This is a genomic window from Streptomyces griseoflavus, from assembly GCF_014649995.1.
Taxonomy (GTDB): domain Bacteria; phylum Actinomycetota; class Actinomycetes; order Streptomycetales; family Streptomycetaceae; genus Streptomyces; species Streptomyces griseoflavus.
This window is the reverse complement of record NZ_BMUC01000004.1, coordinates 266,946-291,055: the sequence shown is the minus strand read 5'-3', so window position 1 is coordinate 291,055 and position 24,110 is coordinate 266,946. Positions and strand designations below refer to the sequence as shown.

23 protein-coding genes are annotated in these 24,110 nt (G+C 72.8%); 13 read left to right on the top strand and 10 right to left on the bottom strand.

Features of this window, described 5'->3' with window-relative positions:
* The first annotated feature begins 1 nt into the window (after window position 1).
* Together IE172_RS12260 and IE172_RS12255 are read left to right on the top strand one after the other, a co-directional pair.
* Window positions 2-976 (top strand): ABC transporter ATP-binding protein, encoded by a 975-nt coding sequence (locus IE172_RS12260; protein ID WP_190097198.1) that lies wholly within the window; start codon window positions 2-4, stop codon window positions 974-976.
* Window positions 969-2,018, top strand: coding sequence for an ABC transporter ATP-binding protein (locus IE172_RS12255; protein ID WP_190097197.1), 1,050 nt, complete (start codon window positions 969-971; stop codon window positions 2,016-2,018). Before IE172_RS12260 ends, IE172_RS12255 begins: the two co-directional genes overlap by 8 nt.
* A 101-nt stretch (window positions 2,019-2,119) precedes the next feature.
* Here IE172_RS12255 and IE172_RS12250 read toward each other — a convergent pair whose 3' ends face one another.
* Window positions 2,120-4,258 (bottom strand): S9 family peptidase, encoded by a 2,139-nt coding sequence (locus IE172_RS12250; RefSeq protein ID WP_190097196.1) that lies wholly within the window; start codon window positions 4,256-4,258, stop codon window positions 2,120-2,122.
* 176 nt (window positions 4,259-4,434) lie between these two features.
* On the opposite strand from IE172_RS12250, the gene IE172_RS12245 reads away from it, so the two are divergent.
* Window positions 4,435-4,629 carry a hypothetical protein gene (locus IE172_RS12245; protein WP_030860044.1) on the top strand — a complete coding sequence of 65 codons (195 nt, stop codon included), beginning with the start codon at window positions 4,435-4,437 and terminating at the stop codon, window positions 4,627-4,629.
* Window positions 4,630-4,829: 200 nt separating this feature from the next.
* The gene (locus IE172_RS12240) at window positions 4,830-6,269 is read left to right on the top strand and encodes an amidase (RefSeq protein WP_190097195.1); all 1,440 of its coding nucleotides are present in this window, start codon (window positions 4,830-4,832) and stop codon (window positions 6,267-6,269) included.
* Window positions 6,270-6,326: 57 nt separating this feature from the next.
* On the opposite strand, the gene IE172_RS12235 is transcribed toward IE172_RS12240, so the two are convergent.
* Genes IE172_RS12235 through IE172_RS12225 form a run of 3 tightly spaced genes read right to left on the bottom strand, consistent with a single transcriptional unit; the run spans window position 6,327 to window position 9,342 of the window.
* Window positions 6,327-8,216, bottom strand: a complete 1,890-nt coding sequence (locus IE172_RS12235) for a hypothetical protein (protein WP_229885960.1) — start codon at window positions 8,214-8,216, stop codon at window positions 6,327-6,329.
* Between the two features lie 35 nt (window positions 8,217-8,251).
* Entirely contained in the window at window positions 8,252-8,461 is a 210-nt protein-coding gene (locus IE172_RS12230; protein ID WP_190097194.1) for a DUF397 domain-containing protein, read from the bottom strand.
* Window positions 8,458-9,342 carry a helix-turn-helix domain-containing protein gene (locus IE172_RS12225; protein WP_190097193.1) on the bottom strand — a complete coding sequence of 295 codons (885 nt, stop codon included), beginning with the start codon at window positions 9,340-9,342 and terminating at the stop codon, window positions 8,458-8,460. Before IE172_RS12225 ends, IE172_RS12230 begins: the two co-directional genes overlap by 4 nt.
* Window positions 9,343-9,483: 141 nt before the next feature.
* Here IE172_RS12225 and IE172_RS12220 point away from each other — a divergent pair, with 141 nt between their 5' ends.
* The 5 genes from IE172_RS12220 (at window position 9,484) to IE172_RS12200 (ending at window position 14,416) form a co-directional block, all read left to right on the top strand.
* On the top strand, window positions 9,484-9,951 hold the full coding sequence (locus tag IE172_RS12220; protein WP_403380726.1) for an ATP-binding protein: 468 nt from the start codon (window positions 9,484-9,486) through the stop codon (window positions 9,949-9,951).
* Window positions 9,952-10,254: 303 nt separating this feature from the next.
* Window positions 10,255-10,638 carry a peptidase inhibitor family I36 protein gene (locus IE172_RS12215; RefSeq protein WP_190097192.1) on the top strand — a complete coding sequence of 128 codons (384 nt, stop codon included), beginning with the start codon at window positions 10,255-10,257 and terminating at the stop codon, window positions 10,636-10,638.
* A 177-nt stretch (window positions 10,639-10,815) separates the two neighbouring features.
* On the top strand, window positions 10,816-11,685 hold the full coding sequence (mshB, locus tag IE172_RS12210) for an N-acetyl-1-D-myo-inositol-2-amino-2-deoxy-alpha-D-glucopyranoside deacetylase (protein ID WP_190097191.1): 870 nt from the start codon (window positions 10,816-10,818) through the stop codon (window positions 11,683-11,685).
* A 17-nt stretch (window positions 11,686-11,702) separates the two neighbouring features.
* Window positions 11,703-12,095: a DUF6113 family protein gene (locus tag IE172_RS12205; protein ID WP_190097340.1), complete on the top strand. Its 393-nt coding sequence runs from the start codon at window positions 11,703-11,705 to the stop codon at window positions 12,093-12,095.
* Between the two features lie 194 nt (window positions 12,096-12,289).
* Window positions 12,290-14,416, top strand: a complete 2,127-nt coding sequence (locus IE172_RS12200) for a hypothetical protein (protein WP_190097190.1) — start codon at window positions 12,290-12,292, stop codon at window positions 14,414-14,416.
* A gap of 84 nt (window positions 14,417-14,500) precedes the next feature.
* Here IE172_RS12200 and IE172_RS12195 read toward each other — a convergent pair whose 3' ends face one another.
* The 4 genes from IE172_RS12195 to IE172_RS12180 all read right to left on the bottom strand — a co-directional run bounded on the left by IE172_RS12195 (window position 14,501) and on the right by IE172_RS12180 (window position 18,718).
* Complete coding sequence (locus IE172_RS12195) at window positions 14,501-16,096, bottom strand: MFS transporter (protein ID WP_190097189.1); 1,596 nt, start codon at window positions 16,094-16,096, stop codon at window positions 14,501-14,503.
* Window positions 16,097-16,226: 130 nt separating this feature from the next.
* Window positions 16,227-16,691, bottom strand: a complete 465-nt coding sequence (locus IE172_RS12190) for a MarR family winged helix-turn-helix transcriptional regulator (protein WP_190097188.1) — start codon at window positions 16,689-16,691, stop codon at window positions 16,227-16,229.
* Between the two features lie 90 nt (window positions 16,692-16,781).
* Window positions 16,782-17,636, bottom strand: a complete 855-nt coding sequence (locus tag IE172_RS12185) for a transglutaminase-like and tetratricopeptide repeat-containing protein (RefSeq protein WP_190097187.1) — start codon at window positions 17,634-17,636, stop codon at window positions 16,782-16,784.
* 17 nt (window positions 17,637-17,653) lie between these two features.
* Window positions 17,654-18,718 carry a GNAT family N-acetyltransferase gene (locus IE172_RS12180; RefSeq protein WP_190097186.1) on the bottom strand — a complete coding sequence of 355 codons (1,065 nt, stop codon included), beginning with the start codon at window positions 18,716-18,718 and terminating at the stop codon, window positions 17,654-17,656.
* Window positions 18,719-18,858: 140 nt separating this feature from the next.
* Here IE172_RS12180 and fdxA point away from each other — a divergent pair, with 140 nt between their 5' ends.
* Both fdxA and IE172_RS12170 read left to right on the top strand, forming a co-directional pair.
* Entirely contained in the window at window positions 18,859-19,176 is a 318-nt protein-coding gene (gene fdxA, locus IE172_RS12175) for a ferredoxin (protein WP_004926152.1), read from the top strand.
* 104 nt (window positions 19,177-19,280) lie between these two features.
* Window positions 19,281-20,378 (top strand): bifunctional succinyldiaminopimelate transaminase/glutamate-prephenate aminotransferase, encoded by a 1,098-nt coding sequence (locus IE172_RS12170; protein WP_190097185.1) that lies wholly within the window; start codon window positions 19,281-19,283, stop codon window positions 20,376-20,378.
* A 155-nt stretch (window positions 20,379-20,533) separates the two neighbouring features.
* Here the strand turns inward: IE172_RS12170 and IE172_RS12165 are convergent, their stop codons facing one another.
* Entirely contained in the window at window positions 20,534-20,875 is a 342-nt protein-coding gene (locus tag IE172_RS12165; protein ID WP_190097184.1) for an ATP-binding protein, read from the bottom strand.
* A 139-nt stretch (window positions 20,876-21,014) separates the two neighbouring features.
* A complete protein-coding gene (locus IE172_RS12160; protein ID WP_190097183.1) occupies window positions 21,015-22,025 on the bottom strand; it encodes a heavy metal transporter in 1,011 nt (336 codons plus the stop codon).
* Between the two features lie 83 nt (window positions 22,026-22,108).
* On the opposite strand from IE172_RS12160, the gene dapE reads away from it, so the two are divergent.
* Both dapE and IE172_RS12150 read left to right on the top strand, forming a co-directional pair.
* Complete coding sequence (dapE, locus tag IE172_RS12155) at window positions 22,109-23,188, top strand: succinyl-diaminopimelate desuccinylase (RefSeq protein WP_190097182.1); 1,080 nt, start codon at window positions 22,109-22,111, stop codon at window positions 23,186-23,188.
* 119 nt (window positions 23,189-23,307) lie between these two features.
* Window positions 23,308-24,066, top strand: a complete 759-nt coding sequence (locus IE172_RS12150) for an LOG family protein (RefSeq protein WP_190097181.1) — start codon at window positions 23,308-23,310, stop codon at window positions 24,064-24,066.
* The last annotated feature ends 44 nt before the right edge of the window (window positions 24,067-24,110 follow it).

Below are 24,110 nucleotides of genomic sequence, written 5' to 3'. Positions count from 1 at the left end.
CGTGCTGCTCGAAGTGCGGGACCTGCACGTGGAGTTCCACACCCGTGACGGGGTCGCCAGGGCCGTCAACGGGGTCAGCTACGGCGTGGACGCTGGGGAGACCCTGGCCGTGCTCGGCGAGTCCGGCTCCGGCAAGTCGGTGACCGCGCAGGCCGTCATGGGCATCCTCGACGTCCCGCCCGGCCGGATCACCGGCGGCGAGGTCGTCTTCCAGGGGCGCGACCTGCTGAAGCTCAAGGAGGACGAACGCCGGCGGGTCCGGGGCGCCGAGATGGCGATGATCTTCCAGGACGCGCTGTCGTCCCTGAACCCCGTGCTCAGCGTCGGCGACCAGCTCGGTGAGATGTTCACCGTGCACCGGGGGATGTCCCGCAAGGACGCCCGCGCCAAGGCGATCGAGCTGATGGACCGGGTGCGCATCCCCGCCGCCCGGGAGCGGGTCAGGCAGTACCCGCACCAGTTCTCCGGCGGCATGCGCCAGCGCATCATGATCGCGATGGCGCTGGCCCTGGAGCCCGCCCTGATCATCGCCGACGAACCGACCACCGCCCTCGACGTCACCGTCCAGGCCCAGGTCATGGAACTGCTCGCGGAGCTCCAGCGGGAGTACCGCATGGGGCTGATCCTCATCACCCACGACCTGGGCGTGGTGGCCGACGTCGCCGACCGCATCGCCGTGATGTACGCGGGCCGGATCGTGGAGTCGGCGCCGGTCCACGACATCTACAAGGCCCCGGCCCACCCCTACACGCGGGGTCTGCTGGAGTCGATCCCGCGCCTGGACCAGAAGGGCCAGGAGCTGTACGCCATCAAGGGGCTGCCGCCCAACCTCATGAACATCCCGCCGGGCTGCGCCTTCCACCCCCGCTGCCCCCTGGCCCGGGACGTCTGCCGCACCGACGAGCCGCCGCTGTACGAGGTGTCGTCGACGCGGGGGAGTGCCTGCCACTTCTGGAGGGAGTGCCTGGATGGCTGAGCCGATCCTGGAGGTCAGCGGCCTGGTCAAGCACTACCCGCTGACGCGGGGCATCGTCTTCCGCAAGCAGGTCGGCGCCGTGCGCGCGGTCGACGGCGTGGACTTCCGCCTGGGGCGGGGCGAGACGCTGGGCATCGTCGGCGAGTCCGGCTGCGGCAAGTCGACGGTCGCCAAGATGCTGGTCAACCTGGAGCGTCCGACGGCCGGTTCGATCCGCTACAAGGGCGAGGACATCACCCGTCTGTCGGGCAAGGCCCTCAAGGCCGTGCGCCGCAACATCCAGATGGTGTTCCAGGACCCGTACACCTCCCTCAACCCCCGTATGACGGTGGGCGACATCATCGGGGAGCCCTACGACATCCATCCCGAGGTGGCGCCCAAGGGCGACCGGCGCCGCAGGGTGCGTGAGCTGCTGGACGTGGTCGGCCTCAACCCCGAGTACATCAACCGCTATCCGCACCAGTTCTCCGGCGGCCAGCGCCAGCGCATCGGCATCGCGCGCGGGCTGGCGCTGCGGCCGGAGGTGATCGTCGCCGACGAGCCGGTCTCCGCGCTGGACGTCTCGGTGCAGGCGCAGGTCATCAACCTGATGGACCGGCTGCAGAGCGAGTTCGACCTCGCCTACGTCTTCATCGCGCACGACCTGTCGATCGTCCGGCACATCTCAAACCGGGTCGGGGTGATGTACCTGGGGCGGATCGTGGAGACGGGCACGGACACGGAGATCTACGAGCATCCCACCCACCCCTACACGCAGGCACTGCTCTCCGCCGTGCCCGTGCCGGACCCGGAGGCCAGGGAGCACCGGGAGCGGATCATCCTCAGCGGGGACGTGCCGTCCCCGACGAACATCCCCTCCGGCTGCCGCTTCCGCACCCGCTGCTGGAAGGCGCAGGAGCGCTGCGCGCTGGAGGTGCCGGCGCTCGCGGTGCCCGCCTGGTTCGAGGCGGCGGGCGGTCCGGCGGCGCACGACTCGGCCTGCCACTTCGCGGAGGAGAAGCATGTGGTGCCGGCGGAGGGCGACGGCGACGGGCCGGGGTGACATGGCTGCACCCCGGCCCGCTCACGGCACCCGCACGGCCGCACGTCGTTCAGCTTCCCGTGTCCGTATATCGGGACGGCTTCCGTGAAGTTGCCCCGCTGTTAACGCGGTTCGTCATCGTTTGTCAGGCCCAGGGAGCGCCTGAGGAAGTCGAGCTGGAGGCGGAGCAGGTTCTCGGCGACCTCCTCCTGCGGGGTCATGTGCGTGACGCCGGACAGGGGGAGCACCTCGTGGGGCCGGCCGGCCGCGAGCAGCGCCGAGGACAGCCGCAGCGAGTGCGCGACCACCACGTTGTCGTCGGCCAGCCCGTGGATGACCATCATCGGCCGGTGCGGTTCGGCGGCGTCGACCAGGCCGGCGTCGTCGATCACCGAGTTGCGTCGGTAGACGTCCGGCTGCTCGTCGGGGAGGCCGACGTAGCGTTCCTGGTAGTGCGTGTCGTAGAGGCGGAGGTCGGTGACCGGGGCGCCCACCACGGCCGCGTGGAAGACGTCGGGGCGGCGCAGCGCGGCGAGGGCGGCGAGGTAGCCGCCGAAGGACCAGCCGCGGATCGCGACCCGGTCGAGGTCGAGCGGGAAGTCACCGGCGAGCGCGTGCAGCGCGTCGACCTGGTCCTCCACGACGACCGCCGCGATGTCGTCCCTGACGGACTTCTCCCAGGCGGGGGAGCGGCCCGGCGTGCCGCGGCCGTCCGCGACGATCACGGCGAAGCCCTGGTCGGCGAACCACTGGGAGGTCAGGTGCGGGTTGTGGGCGGCCACCACCCGCTGGCCGTGCGGACCACCATAGGGGTCCATGAGCACCGGGAGAAGGGTGTCACCGGCGTAGTCACGAGGCATAAGCACGGCGCACGGGATACGCCGTGCGCCCCCCTGGGTCAGGGTCAGACGGGGGGACATACCGGGGTCTTCGGCGTACGAGGGGACGGTCGCCGTCGGTTTCCCGTCACGCAGGACGACGGCCCGGGAACCTGGCCGGTCCGGGACGGCGGAGACGAGCACGGTGACGCCTCCGGCGCGCACGGCGGAGTGGACGCCGGGCTCCCGGGAGACGCGCTCCACGCCGAGTTCGTTCACCCGGTAGACGTGCACCTCGCCGGTCTCCGGGACGGCTGCGTCCTCGCCCGCCGACGCCGAGACCAGCACGTCGTCGTCGGACACGTCCAGCACGGCCCGGACATGCAACTGGCTGCCGGTGAGCGGTCGTTCACCCACGGCGAGGCGTCGTGCGCCCCCCTCGTCCGCGATCCGCACCAGCTGCCCGGAAGGGCTCCAGCAGGGCACGCCGGGGAAAAGTTCCAGCCAAGTTGGATCTTCGTCGGCGTGCACCATCCGGGTCGCCCCGGAGTCCGGGTCCACGGCCAGGACGAGCTGCCCGCGCTGGTCGCGCGCCTGTACGAGCAGCAGCGGGGCTCCCGCGGCTGACCAGTGCACATGCGCCAGATAGGGATACCGGGCACGGTCCCAGGAGACCTCCGTGCGGGCCCCGTCGAGGCCGATCACGAACAGCCGCACGTCCGCGTTCGGGGTGCCCGCCGCCGGGTAGCGCACGGGGTGCGGCTCACGCTCCGGACGGGCGGGGTCGGAGATCCACCACCGCTGTACCGGCGTGTCGTCCACGCGCGCCACCAGCAGCCGGTCCGACTCCGGAGCCCACCAGAAGCCCCGCGAACGCCCCATCTCCTCGGCCGCGACGAACTCCGCCAGGCCGTAGGTGACCTGCTCCGCATCGGGGGTCGCGAGCGCGCGGTCGTCCGCCCCCTCGGCCCCGGTCACCCGCAGGGCCCCCTGGGCGACGTAGGCGACGTGCCGCCCGTCGGGGGAGGGCCGGGGGTCGATCACCGGTCCCGCCGCGGGCAGTTCACGCGCCGTCCCGTCCCGCAGTCCGGCCGTGAAGAGCCGCCCTGACAAGGCGAAAGCCGCCAACTCGACGGCCGCGTCGGTGGCGTAGCCCACGATGCCGGCGCCGCCCTCGCGGCTGCGCTCGCGCCGCGCGCGCTCCTCGGCGGAGAGGTTCTCCGAGACCCCGCCCAGGAGGGCGCGCGGGTCGGCGGCCACGCGCTCCCCGCCCTCCCGCGTGTCGAGGACCCACAGGGAATGGGCCCGGTCCGTACCGGAACCCGAGCGCAGGAACACGACGCGCGAGCCGTCGGGCGCCACGCTGAACGAGCGCGGCGCGCCGAGTGTGAAGCGCAGGGTACGGGCGTGCCGTCGGGGGAAGGAGTCAGCCTCGGTCGTCATGCCATGACCATATTGGCCATGCGCCCCCTTGTGCGGCCGTGCGCCGACCGATGCGCACGTACGGATAGTTATGATCGTTAGCGCATAGTGGGTATGAACCTGCTGGCTGCTGTGTGGATTTATCTGCCCCCATATTCCTACCCCCCGCGCCCTGGGATCCTTGGAGGTGAACCGCCGTGGCACTCTCGATTTCGGCGGTGGTGCTGCTGGCGATCATCGTCTTCCTGCTGATCAAGAAGTCGGGCCTGAAGGCAGGGCACGCCGTGGTGTGCATGCTGCTCGGCTTCTACCTGGCCTCGTCGACGATCGCCCCGACCATCAGCGAGCTGACGACGAACATCGCGGGGATGATCGGCAGCATCAACTTCTAGGCGCCGGCCCGCGGTTGCGCGCACCGTCTTCCGGCTGGGGCCCCGTGGCGGGACCCGGGACCCGGCCGGAGTCCACGTCCCGTGCGGACGGGGGGAGCGGGTGGTCCTTCCCACCCCGTCCGCTCGACCCCCTCGCGTGTTACCCGTCGGTAAGCAATGATGGCGGGGCCATCATCCACGCACGCAGGGCGGAGCCGACGGTGACGACTTCCGAGGAACAGAGCGGGGAACGAAGCGAGGCGGCGACGAGGGTGCACGTCTTCCGGGACGACGCCCTCGGCGACCTGGACGCGGTCGGACTCGCCGCGGCGATCCGCCGGGGCGAGGTCGGCGCCGCCGAGGCCGCCCGTGCCACGTCGGCGCGCGTCCGGGCCGCCGACGACCGGCTCAACGCCGTCCAGGTCCACCTCGACCTCCCGGCCCACGGCTCCGCGCCCGCCGGCGCCCTCGCCGGGGTGCCGACCTTCGTCAAGGACAACACCGACTACCAGGGGCTGCCCACGGGGCACGGCAGCGCCGCCTTCGCGCCCCGCGCGGCCCGGCGGCACGCACCGTTCACCCGCCAGTTCCTGAGCACCGGCGTCACCGTCCTCGGCAAGACCCGGCTGCCCGAGTTCGGCTTCAGCCCGACCACCGAGTTCGAGGGGGCCGAGCCGGTCCGCAACCCGTGGCACACGGACCACTCGGCGGGCGGCTCCTCGGGCGGCAGCGCGGCCCTGGTCGCCGCCGGCGCGGTACCGATCGCCCACGCCAACGACGGCGGCGGCTCGATCCGCATCCCCGCCGCCTGCTGCGGCCTCGTCGGCCTGAAGCCGACCCGCGGCCGGGTGGTGGCGAACGCCCAGGGCCGCCAACTCCCCATCGACCTGGTCAGCGACGGCGTGGTGAGCCGCTCGGTGCGCGACAGCGCGGCGTTCCTGGCCGCGGCGGAAGAGCACTGGTGGAACCCGAAGCTGCCGCCCGTCGGTCTCGTCGAGGGACCGTCGGACCGCCGCCTGCGCATCGGCCTCCTGGTGGACTCGCCGAACGGGGTCCGTGTCGACGCCGACACCCGGACGGCCGTCACGGAGACGGCCGAGCGCCTGGAACGGCTCGGCCACACCGTGGAGCCGGTGGAACTCTCCATCGACCCGCACTTCACCGAGGACTTCCTGACGTACTGGGGTCTGCTGTCGTTCCTGATCGGCGTGACCGGCAGGACGATGGGCGCGGACTTCGACCGCCGCCGCATGGACGGGCTGAGCCGGGGCCTGCGGGAGATGTACGTGAGCAGGTGGCGAACCACGCCGGGCGTCGTGCGCCGGCTGAAGCGCACGCGGGAGGCGTACGCGGCGGGCTTCCGGGGCCTCGACGTGATCCTCTCCCCGGTGCTGGCCCACACCACCCCGCCGATCGGCCACCTCGACCCGACGGTCGAGTACGACACGCTGATCCAACGGCTCCTCGCCTACGTGGCGTTCACCCCGGTCAACAACGTGGTCGGCACCCCGTCCCTCTCGGTCCCGGCCGCGCACGCGACGGCGGACGGGCTGCCGGTCGGCGTCATGCTCTCCGGCCGCCCCGGTGCCGAACGCAAGCTGCTGGAGCTGGCGTTCGAGCTGGAGGCGGACCAGCCCTTCCGGCGCCTCCAGGACGTCTGAAGGGCCCGGTCGTCCTCGCGGTGACGGGCGGGTGGCGCCCCACGGCCCCGCCGTCCGTCACAGCAGGAGCAGCACCGCCGCGCCCCACAGCACCGACAGGGCCGCCAGCGGGGGCCCGACGGGCATGCCCTGCTGCCCGGGCGGCGCCTCCTCCGGAGGCCGCAGCTCCGGGTGGAGCAGCAGCGCCCGCATCTCGTCCGCTACGCGCTCCGCCCCCGGCTCACGGCCCAGGCGCCGCTCCAGCCACACGAAGCCGGTGGGGGAGAGATCGACGGAGCCGTCCTTGGCCACTCCGACGCGGAGGGTGTCCTCGGAGAGCCGCACGGACGTGATGGCGTCCCACGGGACCCGCCGTACGCGCCACGCCCCGGTCACCCACAGCCCACCCCGGTCGGCGGTGATCCGCCAGGTGAGCGCCGTCGCCACGGCCGTCACCAGCCACGGCAGACCCACGATCAGGAGCAGCCAGGTCCAGGACGGCCCGTCGTCGAGCATGGCCCAGATGCCGCCGCCCTCCACCAGCAGCAGCCCCAGCCCCACCGCCCGCGAGAAGCCGTGCGCCCGCCACCTCCGCGGGCCCGTCGTCGGCGTCATGCCGGCGGCGACCTCGTCGGCGGACCGCCGCACGCTCTTGCGTCCACGGCGCTGCGCCCCGGGTTTCCTCCACCCCGGTTCCGCCGGCTTCACCGCGTTGACGCTGCACTCCACGATCACCTCGTCGTCGTCCGCGTCGTCGCGCGCGACGAAGGCGACTTCGGCACCCGCGTAGGGGACGCCGTACAGGACGGCCTCCCGCATCGGCGGCTCGGGGCCGTCGCCCCGGAGGATGTCCCTGAGCCTGCCGAGTTCGACGGCGGACGCGTGCTCGTCGTCCGGCCCGGGGCCGGTCTCCCCCTCGTCGTCCTGCTCGTCCTCGTCCTCGAAGGCGGAGAGCGAGTGGAAGTGCAGGACCGGCCGGAGGCCCGCCGGGTCGTCGGCGGCGAACACCCAGGTGCGGCCGTCGTCGCGACCCTCCCGCACCAGCACGTGCAGGACCGGCAGCGGCCCGCGCCGCAGCCGGCGCGAACCCGCCTGCCCGGCCGCGCCGTTCACGAGGAACGCGAGCCCCACGACGGAGCCGCCCAGCACCAGCAGCTCCCAGCCGAAGACGTCGTACGGCTCCGCGACGAGGGCCTTCCAGTCGCCGTCCACGACGATGTCGACCCTGCTGCCCACGGGGAAGTCCTCGGGGAACGCCGTCTCGAAGCGGTGCGCGCGCCCGTCGGCCGTCACCGTGACGACGTCGGTGTCCTCGTCTCCCCGGTCCAGGGCCGTGACCCGTCCAGACAGGTGCGTGGCGCCCGCGGCCCGCTCCTCGTACGCGTCGGCGACCTGCTGGGCCTGCCAGAAACCGAACCCGGCGACGGCCAGCAAAACCGCGGCCAGGATGAAGGAGAGCCGGCCCCGGCGGAACGTCCGAGCGGCGGGGGGCAGCGGCTGCGCGACCGGCCCGGCCGCCTCCAGGGCCAGCGACCGCTGCCGTCCGGCGGCGGCCAGCCGGTGGAGGATCCCCGCCGTGGTGAAAGCGACGGCCAGGAGGAAGGCGAGCGCGGACGGCCGGCCGAACGTGGCGAAGCCCTCCTCGACGGCGAGCGCCGCCGTGACGGCCGCGAGCCCGGCGAGCGCGAGCCGTGGCTGCCGCCACACCCAGTACGGGGTCAGCACCATGACGACGGCCACCCCGAGGCCCGGCCAGTCGGTGCCGCACGGGTCGGCGGACGTGCACGCGGCGGCGGGACCCGCCTCCAGTTCCCACACGACGGAGACGAGCAACGCCAGGGTCGCCCACAGCGGATGGGCCCACCGGGCGGGCACGGCGGCGAGCCAGCGACGGGTGTCGGACGTCCGCCAGTCGGCGGTGCCGGGCGGTATGCGCTCGGCGGGCAACGGCACGGGAGGTAGGGACACCCGCGCATTATGATCACATCTGCTTCACACGTGGATCAGCTGTCGGTCGCGTACGGCACGAAGCCGGCCCACGCGGCGCGGGCGAAGGCCAGGCGGGGACCTTCGAGGTTCTTCGAGTCACGCACGTGGACGGTGCCGGGGGCGGCGGCGATCTCGACGCAGGAGTCTCCCTCGCTGCCGCTGCTGTAACTGCTCTTGAACCACACCAGGTCGGAGGCACTTCTGGCCGTGCTGTTCCGGATCATGTCTCCCCCAGCAGATGCTCGATAAAGGCGGTCGACTCGCGAGGTGTGAGTGCCTGGGCCCGGATGATGCCATACCGGAGTTCCAGGATACGGAGCTGCCGCAGGTCGGAAACCGGACGCCCGTTGGCCACCGCAGGGGAACGTCCGATTGCTGCGCCGTCCTCGAACTTGAGCACCTCGATGCCGCCGTCCACTCCGGCGTGCTCCTCGCGTTCCATCGGCATCACCTGAAGCTCGACGTTACGCAACTGGCCGACTTCCACGAGGTGTTCAAGTTGACCTCGCAGGATTGCCCTCCCGCCCAGCGGTCGCCGAAGTGTCCACTCCTCCAGGACGAAGCTGAGGTCGGGTGCCGGGTCACGCTCGAAGACCGCCTTGCGTCCTACGCGTGCTGCGATGAATCGCTCCACCTCTTCCGCGGAATAGGCCGGGCGACGCATGGTCAGTAGGGAGCGAGCGAACTCCGGAGTCTGCAACAGGCCATGGATGTGCAGCGGGTCATAGAGCTGAAGCTCGACCGCCCGAGCTTCCAACTGCGCCAGGTCCCGCACCTTCTTCGGGTACCGGACCTTCTTCACGTCCTCCTTCATCGCCGCGATGAGCCCTCCGGCGCGCAGCACTTCGTCGGCCGTGTCCAAGAACTCGGGCCGGGGGATCCGCTTGCCCGTCTCGATCTTGTAGACCAGGTCCTCGCCGTACCCGACGGCCACCGCGAAGTCGCCGACCCGCAGGCCCGCGGCCTCCCGGCGGAGCCGCACCTGCCGCCCCACCGTCGCCACCACGGCGAGCGCCCAGTCGTCGTCCGGGTCGACCTCCCACCCCGGCTCGTCGGTCCGCTCCGGCTCCGACCCGACCCGCACCGCCTCGACGTTCACCGACATCTGTGACCCTCCGTGCCGCCGTGCTCCGTGCGCGGGGGTCGTCCCGACAGCCCGGACACGACCGGACAGACCTCGGACCATCACCCTACGCAACCCCGTGATTACCCCCCACGGTACGACCGGGCGGCCACGCTGAGTGATGTGAATCAGGAAATTGCCCAGAGCAGGACCCGACCGGGCAGCGGCGTCCGGAACGTCACCATGCTGCTGTCCTCGACCCCGCGCGGTGCCCGCCTCGCCCGTCTCCTGGCGGTGGACGCCCTCCGCGACTGGGGCCTCCCCGACGAGCGGGCGAGTCATGTCGTCGCCGAACTGGCCGCCAACGCCGCGACGCACGGCCGCGTCCCCGGGCGCAGCTTCCGGCTGACGCTGTACGTGGTCGGCACCACCCTCCGCATCGAAGTCACCGATACGCGCGGGGACCTGAGCCCCGTGCTCCGGGAGCCCGGCGACGGCGGCGAGTCGGGCCGGGGCCTGCTGCTCGTCGAGGCGCTGGCCGACCGCTGGGGCGTGACCGAGGGCCGGTTCCCGCGCAAGACCGTCTGGGCCGAACTGGGCTTTTCACCACCGCGACCCGCACCTTCGCGTCCCGGTGGCGTCGGCGACTGAGGACACAGAACGTCGGGGGAGAGCACCCCCGCACGTCACCCCGCGGCCGTACGCCGCGCTCTGACCGGCGACCTGCCCGCCGAGTGCGGGACCGCGACGGCTGCGACCGCGGCTTCCGCGCACCCGAGCCCGGGCCGGGGCCGAACGCCATGGCCCACCTCTTCCGGGGACTGTGATCTACGTCATCGCTCTGAACTCCCCGCGCGCGGGGGCCGTCTTACGGCCGGATTCCTTCGAGGAACGACAGCTGGACGCGGCGACCCTAGCCGCGCTTCCACGGGCAGCAACGGGAAAGAGGCAGACATGAAGCTGGCGGTCAAGACAGCGGCAGTGGGAGCGGTCCTCGCCTCCACCGCCGTACTGGCGACTCCGGGAACCGCATCGGCCGACCCCGCCAAGGAGGGGATCGTGAGCAGCTGTCAGGCAGGCATGATCTGCCTCTTCGACGGCCACAACCTCACCGGGGACGTCGGGCAGTTCTACCCGGTGAACACCCCCAATATCGGCTGGGTGTGGAACGACCGGGCCAGTTCGGTGTGGAACCGCAGCGGCGAGGAACTCTGCATCTGGACCGATGTCGGCTACAACGGCATCTTCTTCCCCATCCAGCCGGGTGCGACACAGGAACTCCTGTACCTCTACGACAACGCGGTGTCCGGCTTCTCGATCAATCAGTGCGGAGGCTGAACAGGGTTGACCGGTTGACCGGTCCCGCCCTCCGCCCGCGCTTCGCGGGAGGAGGGCGGGACTCGGCCGGGCGGCGTCCCGTGAGACGCCGTGGGCCCGTGCGGCGGTGGCCGCCGGACGAGGTCCGGTGAGGCGTCGAATCGGTCCACGGGGTCCCGCGCCTCATAGGGTGGGGCCATGACGGAACTGCCCCCTCGGCGTCTGATGCTGGTGCACGCCCACCCCGACGACGAATCGATCAACAACGGCGCGACCATGGCCCGGTACGCGGCCGAGGGAGCCCATGTGACGCTGGTCACCTGCACCCTCGGTGAGCGGGGCGAGGTCATCCCCGGTGAGCTGCGGCACCTGAGCGGAGCCGCCCTCGGCGGACACCGGCTCGGGGAGCTCAGGGAGGCCATGCGCGCGCTCGGGGTCACGGACTTCCGGCTGCTCGGCGGGGCCGGGCGCTACTGCGACTCCGGGATGATGGGGCTCCCCGACAACGAGGACCCCGGCTGCTTCTGGCAGGCCGACGTCGACCAGGCCGCCGCCACCCTCGCCGAGGCGATCCTCGAGGTGCGGCCGCAGGTCCTCGTCACGTACGACGAGAACGGGGGGTACGGCCACCCCGACCACATCCAGGCCCACCGCGTCGCCATGCGCGCCGTCGAGCTCGCCGCCGAGGCCGGGTGGGACATCCCCAAGGTGTACTGGAACCGCGTCCCGCGCTCCGTGGTCGAGGAGTCCTTCGCCCGGCTGGACGACGACCTCGCCGGACTGCCCTTCGGCAAGGCCGGCGCCATGGCCGACGTACCCGGCGTGGTCGACGACGAGCGGATCACCGCCGCGGTCGACGGCACCGCGCACGCCTCCGCCAAGGCCGCCGCCATGCGCGCGCACGCCACCCAGATCACCGTCGCCGAACCGTACTTCGCCCTGTCCAACGAACTCGCGCAGCCCCTCCTCACCACCGAGTACTACGAACTGGTGCGCGGGGAACGCCCCGAAGGGCGGGAAAGCGACCTGTTCGCCGGAGTCGGCGTCGCGGCGGGGGAGGCGTCGTGAGCGGCGAGCGGGCGCCGATGATGGCGCGGCCCCCGCGCCCGCCCTCCGCCGGGCGGGCCGCCGCCTACCTGGGACTTGTGGTGCTCGGGGCCGTGACCGGCGTGGCGGGCGCGCTCGTTCAGCCCGCGTGGTTCCCCGGCGGGCTGCTGTTCGCGCTCGCCGCCGAGGCGGGACTGGTGCTGGCCGCGGCGCGCGTGATGGACAGTCGGGCCGGCGGTGCGGCCGTCGCCGCCGGGTGGATGATCGTCGTCGTCCTGCTCACGGCCAGCCGTCCGGAAGGCGACTTCCTGTTCGCCGCGGGAGCCGGATCGTACCTCTTCCTGCTCGGCGGAATCGGCGTGGCTGTGATCTGCGCCACCCTCGGTGGGGGGCGAAAACCAGCCGGTGACCCCGCCCGACTTGGCAAGTGACGTACCACTTCTCCGTGTCTGGGGGGTGCGGGTCCGGTGTGGGTTTCGCCAGTGGTACTGGGATACGGGCCGGATGTGGCCAGTAAGGTGGTGCGCGCCGCCGAGCCTCCCTCGAACCCTCGGCTTCGCCCGAGCAGGGGGGACCCCCACCGTGAGGTCGTGACGGGCGGCGGAGCCAACCGGGAGAACCTGCCTTGAGTCGTGAAACTGACACTCCGTCCTCCGGGCCCAACGGGCGCGGCGGAGCCGCCTACCCGTCGGGCACCCCGCCCTACGGCATTCCGGCGATTCCGGACGAGGGTACGGACGCGGGCCGTTCGGCCGCGCGACCGGGAGAACGCAAGACCGAGACCACGCTGACCACCCGCATCCGGATCAACATCCCCGGGTCGCGGCCCATTCCGCCGGTCGTCGTGCGCAAACCCGTCAAGGACGCGGAGAGCCAGGGCACCGTGGACGCCGAGGCGTCGGCGGCCCCCGCCCCCGCCGCCGACACGGCCCCGCTTCCGGCGCTGCCCACCCGGCCCGCCCCGTCCGCCCAGCCCGCCAAGCCGGCGGCCGGGGACAAGCCGGCCAGCGACTGGTTCGCGCCGCGCAAGGGCGGCTCGGGCAACGGCACTCAGGGTGGCGGCTCCGCCAACGGGACCGGTGCGCCGAGCGGTTCGGGAAGCGGAGCGCCCGGCGGCGCCCCGGCCGGTCCCGCCGCCCCGGCCGCACCCGGCGGCGCGCGGCCGGGTACCGGGCGCCCGGGAGGCGTGGTCGGTGCCATGGGCGCGCCGGGCGGCCCCCGCCCCGGTGCCGCGCCAGGTTCCGGACGGACCGGCACGACCGGTGCGACCGGCGGCCCCGTCGCTCCCGGACACGGCGGCGGCACCGGTTCCTTCGACGTGACCGAGGCGCTGGCCGGCGGCCCCGCGGCCAACGGCACCCGGCCGGGCGCCGACCGCGCGGGCGAACCGCGCCACGACGACCCGCCGTTCCCCCCGGGCGGCGGCCCCGCCCCGGTCGGGCAGCGCGGTCCGGGCGCCCAGGGGCACCCGGACGGGCCGCAGGGTCCCGCCGGTCCCACGGGCGGCCCGGTCACCGGCAGCGGCCCGATGGCCCCGCCGGCGGGCGGCCTGCCGGGCGGTACCGGTCTCAGCGACGACACCGCGATCCTCACGCCCCAGCAGCCCGCCGAACCGGGCACCCCGGGCTACGGGCCCCGCCACGACAACGTCTCCGGGCACACCGTCACGAGCGGCATCCCCGTCGTCTCCCCGAGCGCCGCCTTCGACGCGCCCGGCACGGGCCCGGCCGGTCCCCGCGCGCAGACGGCCCCCAAGCGTCCCGAGCCGGCCGCCGCGCCCCCGGCGAGCTCCTCGAAGCCGCCGAAGAAGAAGGGGCGCAGCAAGCTCGTCCTGCTCGGCACCGGTGTGGTCGTCGTCCTCGGTGTGGCCTACGGCGCCGGTCTGCTGATGAACAGCTCCGACGTGCCCAAGGGCACCACCGTGCTCGGCGTCGACATCGGCGGCGGCACCCGCGACGACGCCGTGAAGAAGCTGGACGCCGCCCTCGGCGAGCGGCTGAACAAGCCGTTGAAGCTGTCCGTCGACGGCAAGACCGTGGAGCTCCAGCCGGACAACGCCGGCCTGCAGTTCGACACCGACGCCACCGCCGGCGACGCCGCCACCAGCGACTACAACCCGGTCAACGTGATCGGGTCGCTCTTCGGCCAGCAGCGCGTCGTTGACCCGGTCATGCCCGTCGACGAGGAGAAGCTCCAGGCGGCCCTGGAGAACGCCGCCGGCGGTGCCGGCTCGGTGACCGAGGGCTCCGTCAAATTCGAGTCCGGCAAGGCCGTCCCCGTCTACCCCAGGGCGGGCCAGGGCATCGACGTCGCCAAGGCGTCCTCGGTGGTGACGGAGGCCTACCGCACCCAGGTGGAGACCGGCGCCGCCGCCGCGGTGAACGTGCCGACCAGCCCTCAGCAGCCCAAGGTCTCCAAGGCCGAGGTCGACCGGATGCTGAAGGAGTTCGCCGAGCCGGCGATGTCGGACATAGTGACGGTGCAGACCGATCCGGCGCACTCCATCCCGATGAGCCCCGAGAAGTCCCTGTGGAAGTTCCTCAGGGTCCAGGCCGTGAACGGCAAGCTGGTCGACAAGCCCGACCTGAACGCCCTCAAGGAGCTCTACGGGCAGACCTTCGACGGCGTGCTCATCACCCGGGGCAACGGCGAGAAGACGGCCGTCACCCCGCAGGACGTCTACGGCGCCCTCCGCCAGGCCCTGATGAGCAGGACCGACCGCGTCGCCGTCATCGAGACCGACCCCAGCTGACGCGGTCCTCTCCGGGCGCACGGAAGCGGCGCCGTACGGGTCCCCGGCCGGGGACCCGTACGGCGCCGCTTCCGCGTGCGCGCGTCAGTGGGCGGCGACGGCCACCGGGACCTCCGCCTCCCCGGCGCCGGCCCGCTCCTGCGGACGGCGCCTGATGCCGAGCACGGCGACCACGGCACCGATCAGGCACAGCACACCGGTGACCGTGACCGCGGAGTGCAGCCCGTTGACGAACGCCTGCCCACTGCCCTCGACGACCGCGGCCCTCAACTGCGCCGGCATGTCCCCCGAGACCGGGGCGATGCCCATCGTCACCGCGTCCTCGGCCTTCTCCAGCCCGTGCGCCACGGAAGCCGGCACGCCCGCGGCGGTGAGCTCACCGAACAGCGAGGAGCCGACCCGGCCCGCGATCACGGTGACCAGGACGGAGGTGCCCAGCGCGCCACCGATCTGCAGCATCGTCGACTGCAGGCCCGACGCCACACCCCCGTCCCCGACCGGCGCGTTGCCGATGATCGCGGCGGCCGTGGCGGGCAGCACGATGCCCACGCCGAGGCCCATCGCGATGTACGACGGCCACATCGTGGCGTAGGAGGAGTCGGTGGTCCAGGAGAGCATCCCGAACAGGGCGGCGGCCGAGAGGACCAGACCCAGCGGGATCGTGACGCGCGGCCCGAAACGGGTGGTCAGCTGGGAGCCGAGGGGAGAGGCGAACAGGGACGCGATTGACAGCGGCAGCGTGCTGATACCGGCCTCGACGGGCGTGTAGCCGCGCACGTTCTGCAGGTACAGCATGATGAAGAAGATGCCGCCGAGCATGACGAAGAAGTTCAGCCCGGTCATCACGACACCGGTGGTCAGCGACCGGTCGCGGAACAGGCGCATCGGCAGCAGCGGGTGCGTCTGCCGGGTCTCGTACCAGCCGAAGAGGAGCAGCAGCACCAGGCCCAGGGCGATGGAGCCGAGCGTCCCGGCGGAGGTCCAGCCCCACGTCTCGCCCTTGACGATGCCGAAGACGAGCGCGAGCAGGCCCGCGGCGAGCACCACGACACCGACGAAGTCGAAGCGCTGCTCGTCGTCGGCGTTCTTCGACTCGGCCAGCACGGCCATGCTGAACAGCAGGGCGATGACGCCGATGGGCGCGTTCAGGTAGAAGACCCAGGTCCAGTCGACGTGCTCGACGAGCAGACCGCCGACGATCGGGCCGAGCGAGGTGGACACGGCCGAGACCATGCCCCAGATGCCGACCGCGAGGCCGAACTTCCCCGGCGGGAACACCGCGCGCAGGATGCCCAGGGTGTTGGGCATCAGGATGCCGCCGCACAGGCCCTGCAGGGCGCGGAAGAGGATGACGCCCTCGATGCTGCCGGCCAGGCCGATGGCGACCGAGGTGACCACGAAGCCGCCGACGCCGAGGAGGTAGTGGAAGCGCCGGCCGAACCGGTCACCGAGCTTGCCGCCGAGGATCATCGAGGCGGCGAGCGCGAGCAGGTAGGAGTTGGTGACCCACTGCAGTTCCGCCGTGTCGGCACCGAGGTCCTTGCCGATCGCGGGGTTGGCGATGGCGACGACGGAGCCGTCGAGCTGCACCATGAGCAGCCCGAACGACACGGCGACGAGGGCGAGCCAGGGATTGCCCCGGCGCGCGGTGGAGCGATCCACGGACGTGGACGACGACATGCGGAAGCCGTTTCTCTCTCAAAGGGGGAAGAACGAAGCGCGCGGGACGGCGTGCGGGCAGGGGACTGCCCGGGGCGTCACCGCGCGGGGAACACGCGTGAGGGGGCGACCGCGTCCGAGGTGGTGTCGGTCAGCGGGTCGCGGCGTGGAGGTGGCCGGTCAGCGCCTTGAGCGCGCCGAGCGCGGAGCCGAGGGCGTCCATCTCGCCGTCGGTGACGGCCCGCAGGGCCTCACCGAGCAGACGCTCCTCCAGGGCACGGACCTCCGCGATCCGCTGACGGGACGTCGCGGTGAGGTGGAGGCGGGCGACGCGCTTGTCGGCGTCGTCCTGGCGGCGCTCCAGCTCGCCCCGCTCCGTGAGCTGGGAGACGACGGCGCTGACGTTGTTGGGCTTCATCAGCAGCGCGGTGGCCGCCTCGCCCACCGTGGCACCCTCGTGCCGGGCGACGAACCGCAGCAGCGCGAGCTGTCCCTCGGTCGGCTTCGGGTGGGCGTACTCACTGCCGACCCGCCGGTCCAGAGCCCGGTGCAACGCGGGCAGGCACGCGGCCAGCTCGGCGGCCACGTGCGCGATGCGCTGCTCGGAAACGGACATGTACGTGAGGATAGGTATCTGGTCATACCTATGTCAAAGCGGGAGAGCGCCGGCGGATCGTCACGGCGCGGGTCCAGGGGACGTCCGGGCTCAGTTCAGCATCGCCCGAGCCGCCAGCGCCTCGCCCCGCACCTGCTCGGCGGCCCCCTCGTCCACCGCCCCCACCACGTCCGCGTACGCCTCCAGCTCCCCGGCCCCCGCCGAGAACTCCCCCCGCAGCACCAGCAGTCGGGCCCGCTCGTACCGCAGCCGCGCCGCGTGCGAGGGCAGCAGCAGCGACAGGTCCACCGCCCACAACCCCACGTCCGACCGCTCCGGCCGGGCCGCCGCCCACGCCCGCACGTTGTTCAGGATCCGCAGGACGACGTCCAGCGTCCCCGCCGGCGTCAGCATCGACGCGTCCAGCGCCGCACCCGTCGCCCCCGCGACCAGCAGCTCCGCGTCCGCCCCGCTCAGCACCCGCCCCCCGTCGAACGGATCGGCCAGCACCTGCCCCGCCCCCGGCTCCCCGAACCCGACGACGAAGTGCCCCGGCAGGGCCACCCCGTACACCGGCGCGCCCGCCCGCCGGGCCACCTCCAGCCACACCACCGACAGCAGGATCGGCAGCCCGCGCCGCCGCCTCAGCACCTCGTGCAGCAGCGACGACTCCAGCCGCTGGTAGTCCTCCGGCGCCCCGTGGAAGCCGTACCGCTCACCCAGCAGGTCCCGCAGCGCCGACGCCCACGCGTGCGGCGAAGCCGGACGGTAGGGCAGCTCACCGGCCAGCCGGTCCAGCTCCACCTCGACGGCGTCCATGCCCGCCTCGTCCAGCGTGCCGTCCCCCTCGGCGCCCACCAGCACACAGAGCGCGGACAGCCCGGGCCGCTCACTGCGGGCCTCCTCGGCGAACCGCCGGCGCAGTTCGGCCGAGCGCCCGGGAGGCGGGGGGTACGGGGAACGCATACCCGGTACGTGCCCGCTCACGGCGCTCCCTCACCCTCCGGGGCACGGTAGTGGTGATAGGCGTGGTGCGCGGCGAACCCCATGCGCTCGTACAGCGCCCGCGCGCCCGCGTTGTCCTCCTCCACCTGGAGCCACGCCGCCGACGCGCCCTCGTCCAGCGCCCGCCGGGCCAGCGCGGCCATCACCGCGGTCGCCAGACCCTGCCGCCGCCGCGCCGGATCCACCTCGACCGCCGCGAAGCCGGCCCACCGCCCGTCCACCATGCACCGCCCGATGGCGGCGGGCGCGTCCGGCCCGCCCGGCACCGTGGCGAACCACACCGACGGCCCGCCCGTCAGCACCCGCAGGGCCACCCCGCTCACCCCCTTGCGCCGGTACCGGGCCAGCCACGCCTCGTCGGCCTCCCGCGACAGCAGCACGCCCGACGGCTCCGCGCCCAGGTCGGCGACCGGCGCCAGCGGGCCCACCCACACCTCGGCGGTCACCTCCCGCACCCAGCCCCGCCGCTCCAGCTCCGCGCAGAGCAGCTCCTGCGCCCCCTCCGCGCCCGTCGCCGTCTGGAGGTACGCGGGCAGCCCACGAGCCGCGTACCAGCCGCGTACGGCCGTCAGCGCCTCGTCGAGCGGCACGCCCGGGTCGCCCAGCGGCAGCACCGAATTGGCCCGCCGGGTGAAGCCCTCCCGTCGCCCGGCCGCCGCCCCCCGGGGACGCGCTCCGCACGGCACCTCCCCGACTGCCGCCCGCAGTTCCCAGTCCCCGAGCCGCTCGCTCTCCACGGGCCGCCACGCCCGCGCGGAGACCCGCGCCAGCTCCTCGTAGGTGGCCGCCGGACCACGCCGGCGCGCCGGGGCGGACGCCACGACCTTGCCCGCGACCAGCGCGGACTCCGCGACACGGACGCCCTCACCGCTCTTCTTTGTGATCCGCAGCACACCGTCGTCCCATGATGTGAGAACGCCGACCGTGTCGGTGAACTTCTCACCCGGGGGACCATGTTCGATCAAGCTCCGTACGGAGACTCGTTTCCCCACGTCAGCGGTGGTGATGCGGACCTCCAGACGCCCGGCGGCGGAGATTTCCACAGGTCGGTTCACCCCTCCTGTTCGGATCATGCCCAAGAACGGAGATACTAGGGGCGGGCATCGACGACGCCGCGCTCCCGCGCGCCAGGCGGCGGAGCCTGAGGAGGCCCGCCAGCGCCCTATCGAGGAGGAACGACAGCGTGACCTACGTCATCGCGCAGCCTTGTGTCGACGTGAAGGACAAGGCGTGCATCGAGGAGTGCCCGGTCGACTGCATCTACGAGGGCCAGCGGTCCTTGTACATCCACCCGGACGAATGCGTCGACTGTGGCGCCTGTGAACCGGTCTGCCCGGTCGAGGCCATCTTCTACGAGGACGACACTCCCGAGGAGTGGAAGGACTACTACAAGGCGAACGTCGAGTTCTTCGACGAGCTCGGCTCGCCCGGCGGCGCCAGCAAGCTGGGTCTGATCGAGCGGGACCACCCGTTCATCGCCGCGCTGCCGCCGCAGGCGTAGCCGTCCCGCAAGCGGCACCGCATCGACGTGCCGCCCCGGTCCCGTACGGCCAGACCGCCGTACGGGGCCGAGGCGTTCGCCGTACCAGAAAGTGAGCCCCGCCCGTGTCCGCAGTCTCCGACCGGTTGCCCACCTTCCCCTGGGACAAGCTGGAGCCCTACAAGAAGACGGCCGCCGCGCACCCCGACGGCATCGTCGACCTCTCGGTCGGCACGCCCGTCGACCCGGTGCCCGAGCCGATCCAGAAGGCGCTGATCGCCGCCGCGGACTCCCCGGGCTACCCGACCGTCTGGGGCACCCCGGAACTGCGTGACGCGATCACCCGCTGGGCGGAGCACCGGCTGGGCGCCCGCGGGATCACCCACCGGCACGTCCTGCCGGTCGTCGGCTCCAAGGAACTCGTCGCCTGGCTCCCCACCCAGCTCGGACTCGGTCCCGGCGACAAGGTGGCCTTCCCGCGCCTGGCCTACCCGACGTACGAGGTCGGCGCCCGCCTCGCCCGCGCGCAGTACGAGAGCTACGACGACCCGACCGAGCTGGACCCGGCGAACCTCAGGCTGCTCTGGCTGAACTCCCCGTCCAATCCGACCGGCCGGGTGCTCTCCAAGGAGGAGCTGACCCGGATCGTCGCCTGGGCCCGCGAGCACGGCGTCCTCGTCCTCTCCGACGAGTGCTACATCGAGCTGGGCTGGGAGGCCGACCCGGTCTCGGTGCTGCACCCCGACGTCAACGGCGGTTCCCTCGACGGCATCGTCTCGGTCCACTCCCTGTCCAAGCGGTCCAACCTCGCCGGATACCGCGCCGCCTTCCTCGCCGGCGACCCGGCGGTCCTCGGCCCGCTGCTGCAGATCCGCAAGCACGGCGGCATGATGACGTCCGCGCCGACGCAGGCTGCCGTGGTGGCGGCGCTGAGCGACGACGAGCACGTCCGCGTCCAGCGCGAGCGGTACGCGGCCCGTCGCACCGCCCTGCGCGCGGCGCTCCTCGCCCACGGCTTCCGCATCGAGCACAGCGAGGCCAGCCTCTACCTCTGGGCCACACGCGACGAGTCCTGCTGGACCACCGTCGCGCACCTCGCCGACCTCGGCATCCTCGTCGCCCCCGGCGACTTCTACGGCCCGGCGGGCGCCGACTTCGTCCGCGTCGCCCTCACGGCGACAGACCCGCAGATCCACGCAGCGGTCACCCGCCTGACTCCCTGAACCACCCTCCGCAGGGCGATGGGGGAGCGTGGGCACAGCCACCGGCGCCGGGCGCCGTTCGATCCACGGCCGTTCAGCCGACGTGGCCGCACAAGGAAACGGGGCCTGGGGAACACCCCAGACCCCGTCGCCGTACAGCCCGGCCGCAGCCGGCCTCAGCCGATCGGCAGTCCCTCGACCGGCAGGTTCTTCGCCGGCCCGCCCCCCTGCGCCAGCGAATCCGTCGGCAGCTCCTTCACCACCGGCACGGCCTTCTTCACGGTCGTCCCCGCGGCCGGCGCCACCTGTCCCGCGTCGGGCGTGGTCTTGCCGACACCCTTCGACACGTTATCCATGGTGTTGCCGGTGGCGCCGTCCAGGGCGCTCAGCCCGAGGCCGGGCGCGGCCGGCAGCTGCGGAGCCGCACTCGCGGAACCGGCCGCACCGACCCCGGCGGCCGCTCCCGCAGCGACGATCAGCGCGGCACGGGCGATGCGACGGGTGAGGGGGAGGGACATGGTGCTCCTTCGACGGCAGAGAACTCGTACGCGGTGACTACCGCTCGACCGCCAGGAAGGTTGCGGCGCGGCACCGTAAAGAGTTGGCAATGCCGCCGTCCGACCGGCCTTCCGCCACGCCTGCGGGGGACGTCCCGCACTACTGCACGGTCGTGATCCTGACCGTCCCGGCGCCGCCGCCCCCGTCCGCCGCCGACCCCTTGCCGTCGTCCTGCCGCCACCGGCCGTCGGTCGTCCCGGCGACCCACTCCCACCCGGCGTAGGAGACCCGCTTTATGCGCAGCTCGGACGCGTTGGCCACGGCCCAGTGGGCCAGCTGCCAGCCCCGCGCCCCCGCGCTCCGCCCGGCTCCCGCACCGGCGTCCCCGGTGACCGGGAGCGTCACCGTCCGCCCGCCGGAATCATCCGGACCACCGGAGTCACCGGAACCGGAGGCGTCCGCGGACGGCGAGGACGTCGCCGACCCCTCCACCTCCGCACCGGCAGGCTCCAGCACGTCCCGCCCGAAGTCCCGCGCCAGCGCGGCCCGCACCCCGTCCGCACCCGACGTCCGGTTCGCCGAGGGCCGGCCCTCACAGGTGAGCGTCGCCGCCGAGCGTCCGGTGAGGGCGGCCGCCAGCAGGGCCGCGTCCGGTTCGTGCTTGGCGTACGCCTGCGGGAAGCCGCTGCGCTGCACCCGCTGCGCGGCGACCGTGAGCGGCAGCCGGGTGTAACCCGGCACCTCCTCGAGATGCTCGTAGAACTTGTCCGCCGAGTACGACGGGTCCATGATCTCCTGCGGCGAGCCCCAGCCCTGCGAGGGACGCTGCTGGAACAGGCCCAGCGAGTCACGGTCGCCGTAGTCGATGTTGCGCAGCGCCGACTCCTGCAGCGCGGTCGCCAGCGCGATCGTCACGGCCCGCTCGGGCAGGTTGCGCGCGGTGCCCACGGCGGTGATCGTCGCCGCGTTCACCGCCTGTTCGGGCGTGAACTCGTACGTCGCGCCGTCGTCCGTGCCGGAGACGACCTTGCAGCCCGGACCGCGGGTGCCCCCGGTGTCGTACTGCACCACGACGTATCCGGCGACCGCGGAAAGCACCACGAGGCCCGCGCTCCAGCGGAGGACACGGCCGCGACGCGTGCGCTTGGAAGGAAGGGACGGCTCTGGCACGCGTACAAGGTACTGGAGAGTACGGTTCGCTGTGAGCCGGGTGCGCACCGTGCGCGGACGCCCGCCGGGTTAGGGTCGAGGCCATGGCCGACACCCCGCTTGACCTCACGCTGGACGCCGCGCGGCTGACCGCGCAGCTCGTCGACTTCCCGTCCGAGAGCGGCACCGAGAAGCCCCTCGCGGACGCGATCGAGACCGCGCTGCGCGCGCTGCCGCACCTGACGGTCGACCGGTACGGCAACAACGTCGTGGCCCGTACCCGGCTCGGGCGCGCGGAGCGGGTGATCCTGGCCGGCCACATCGACACCGTCCCCATCGCGGACAACGTCCCCTCCCGGCTCGACGCCGACGGCACGCTGTGGGGCTGCGGCACCTGCGACATGAAGGCGGGCGTGGCCGTCCAGCTGCGCCTCGCGGCCACGGTCCCCGCCCCCAACCGCGACCTGACCTTCGTCTTCTACGACAACGAGGAGGTCGCCGCCGACCTCAACGGTCTGAAGCACGTCGCCGAAACCCACCCCGAGTGGCTGGAGGGCGACTTCGCGGTGCTCCTCGAACCCTCCGACGGCCAGGTGGAGGGCGGCTGCCAGGGCACGCTGCGGGTGCTGCTGAGGACCGCCGGCGAGCGCGCCCACTCCGCGCGCGGCTGGATGGGCTCCAACGCCATCCACGCCGCCGCCCCCGTCCTCGCCCGCCTGGCCGCCTACGAGCCGCGCCACCCGGTGATCGACGGCCTGGAGTACCGCGAGGGCCTGAACGCGGTCGGCATCAGCGGCGGAGTGGCCGGCAACGTCATCCCCGACGAGTGCGTCGTCACCGTGAACTTCCGCTACGCGCCGGACCGCAGCGAGGAGGAGGCCCTGGCGCACGTCCGTGAGGTCTTCGCGGACTGCGGGGTCAGCGACTTCGTCGTCGACGACCACAGCGGCGCGGCCCTCCCCGGCCTCTCCCACCCGGCCGCGGCCGCCTTCATCGAGGCGGTGGGCGGCACGCCGCAGCCCAAGTACGGCTGGACGGACGTCTCCCGCTTCGCCTCCCTGGGCATCCCCGCGGTCAACTACGGCCCCGGCAACCCCCACTTGGCGCACAAGCGGGACGAGCGCGTGGACACGTCGAAGATCCTCGCGGGGGAGGAGCGGCTGCGCTCCTGGCTGACGGCCTGAGCCCGCGCGGACCACGGGGCGTTTGGAACTCTCTCCCGTGGACATGCTGACGTCCCCCGTACGTAACCCGCGTAGATCTACGCTGAGGCGGTACGACCTGGCAATCGGAGGGAGCACACATGGCTACGGGAAACCCGGAGGGCAAGCGGCAGCCGCCGGAGGAGAAGCGACTGGGACCGGTGCTCCGCCGGCGCGGCCAGGTGCAGGGAAGCACCACCGACCAGCGCCTGCTGGACGAGCGCGCCCCGTCGGACTGGGTGCACACCGACCCCTGGCGGGTGCTGCGCATCCAGTCGGAGTTCATCGAGGGCTTCGGCACACTGGCCGAACTCCCGCCCGCCATCAGCGTCTTCGGCTCGGCCCGCACACCGGTCGACTCGCCCGAGTACGAGGCCGGGGTGCGGCTGGGCCGGGGCCTGGTCGAAGCGGGCTTCGCGGTGATCACCGGCGGCGGCCCGGGAGCCATGGAGGCGGCCAACAAGGGCGCCCTCGAAGCGGACGGCATGTCGGTCGGCCTGGGCATCGAGCTGCCCTTCGAGCAGGGGCTGAACCGGTACGTCGACATCGGCCTGAACTTCCGGTACTTCTTCGTGCGCAAGCTGATGTTCGTGAAGTACGCCCAGGGCTTCGTGGTCCTGCCCGGGGGCCTCGGCACGCTCGACGAGCTCTTCGAGGCCCTGACCCTGGTCCAGACCCAGAAGGTCACCCAGTTCCCCATCGTCCTCTTCGGCACCGAGTACTGGGGCGGCCTGGTCGACTGGCTCCGCGACTCGGTCATCGCCCAGGGCAAGGCGGCCGAGAAGGACCTCCTCCTGTTCCACGTCACGGACGACGTGGAGGAGGCGGTGGCCCTGGTCTCCAAGGAAGCCGGGCGCTAGCAGGGCCCCGGGAACGGCGGCGGGGCGGAAGACCTGCGGCGCCC

Coding starts and splice junctions, on each gene's coding strand:
- IE172_RS12255 (WP_190097197.1), top strand. CDS start 969: ATGGCTGAGCCGATCCTGGAGGTCAGCGGCCTGGTCAAGCACTACCCG.
- IE172_RS12250 (WP_190097196.1), bottom strand. CDS start 4,258: ATGACGACCGAGGCTGACTCCTTCCCCCGACGGCACGCCCGTACCCTG.
- IE172_RS12230 (WP_190097194.1), bottom strand. CDS start 8,461: ATGATCCGGAACAGCACGGCCAGAAGTGCCTCCGACCTGGTGTGGTTC.
- IE172_RS12225 (WP_190097193.1), bottom strand. CDS start 9,342: ATGTCGGTGAACGTCGAGGCGGTGCGGGTCGGGTCGGAGCCGGAGCGG.
- IE172_RS12215 (WP_190097192.1), top strand. CDS start 10,255: ATGAAGCTGGCGGTCAAGACAGCGGCAGTGGGAGCGGTCCTCGCCTCC.
- mshB (WP_190097191.1), top strand. CDS start 10,816: ATGACGGAACTGCCCCCTCGGCGTCTGATGCTGGTGCACGCCCACCCC.
- IE172_RS12205 (WP_190097340.1), top strand. CDS start 11,703: ATGATGGCGCGGCCCCCGCGCCCGCCCTCCGCCGGGCGGGCCGCCGCC.
- IE172_RS12195 (WP_190097189.1), bottom strand. CDS start 16,096: ATGTCGTCGTCCACGTCCGTGGATCGCTCCACCGCGCGCCGGGGCAAT.
- IE172_RS12190 (WP_190097188.1), bottom strand. CDS start 16,691: ATGTCCGTTTCCGAGCAGCGCATCGCGCACGTGGCCGCCGAGCTGGCC.
- IE172_RS12185 (WP_190097187.1), bottom strand. CDS start 17,636: ATGCGTTCCCCGTACCCCCCGCCTCCCGGGCGCTCGGCCGAACTGCGC.
- IE172_RS12165 (WP_190097184.1), bottom strand. CDS start 20,875: ATGTCCCTCCCCCTCACCCGTCGCATCGCCCGTGCCGCGCTGATCGTC.
- dapE (WP_190097182.1), top strand. CDS start 22,109: ATGGCCGACACCCCGCTTGACCTCACGCTGGACGCCGCGCGGCTGACC.
- IE172_RS12150 (WP_190097181.1), top strand. CDS start 23,308: ATGGCTACGGGAAACCCGGAGGGCAAGCGGCAGCCGCCGGAGGAGAAG.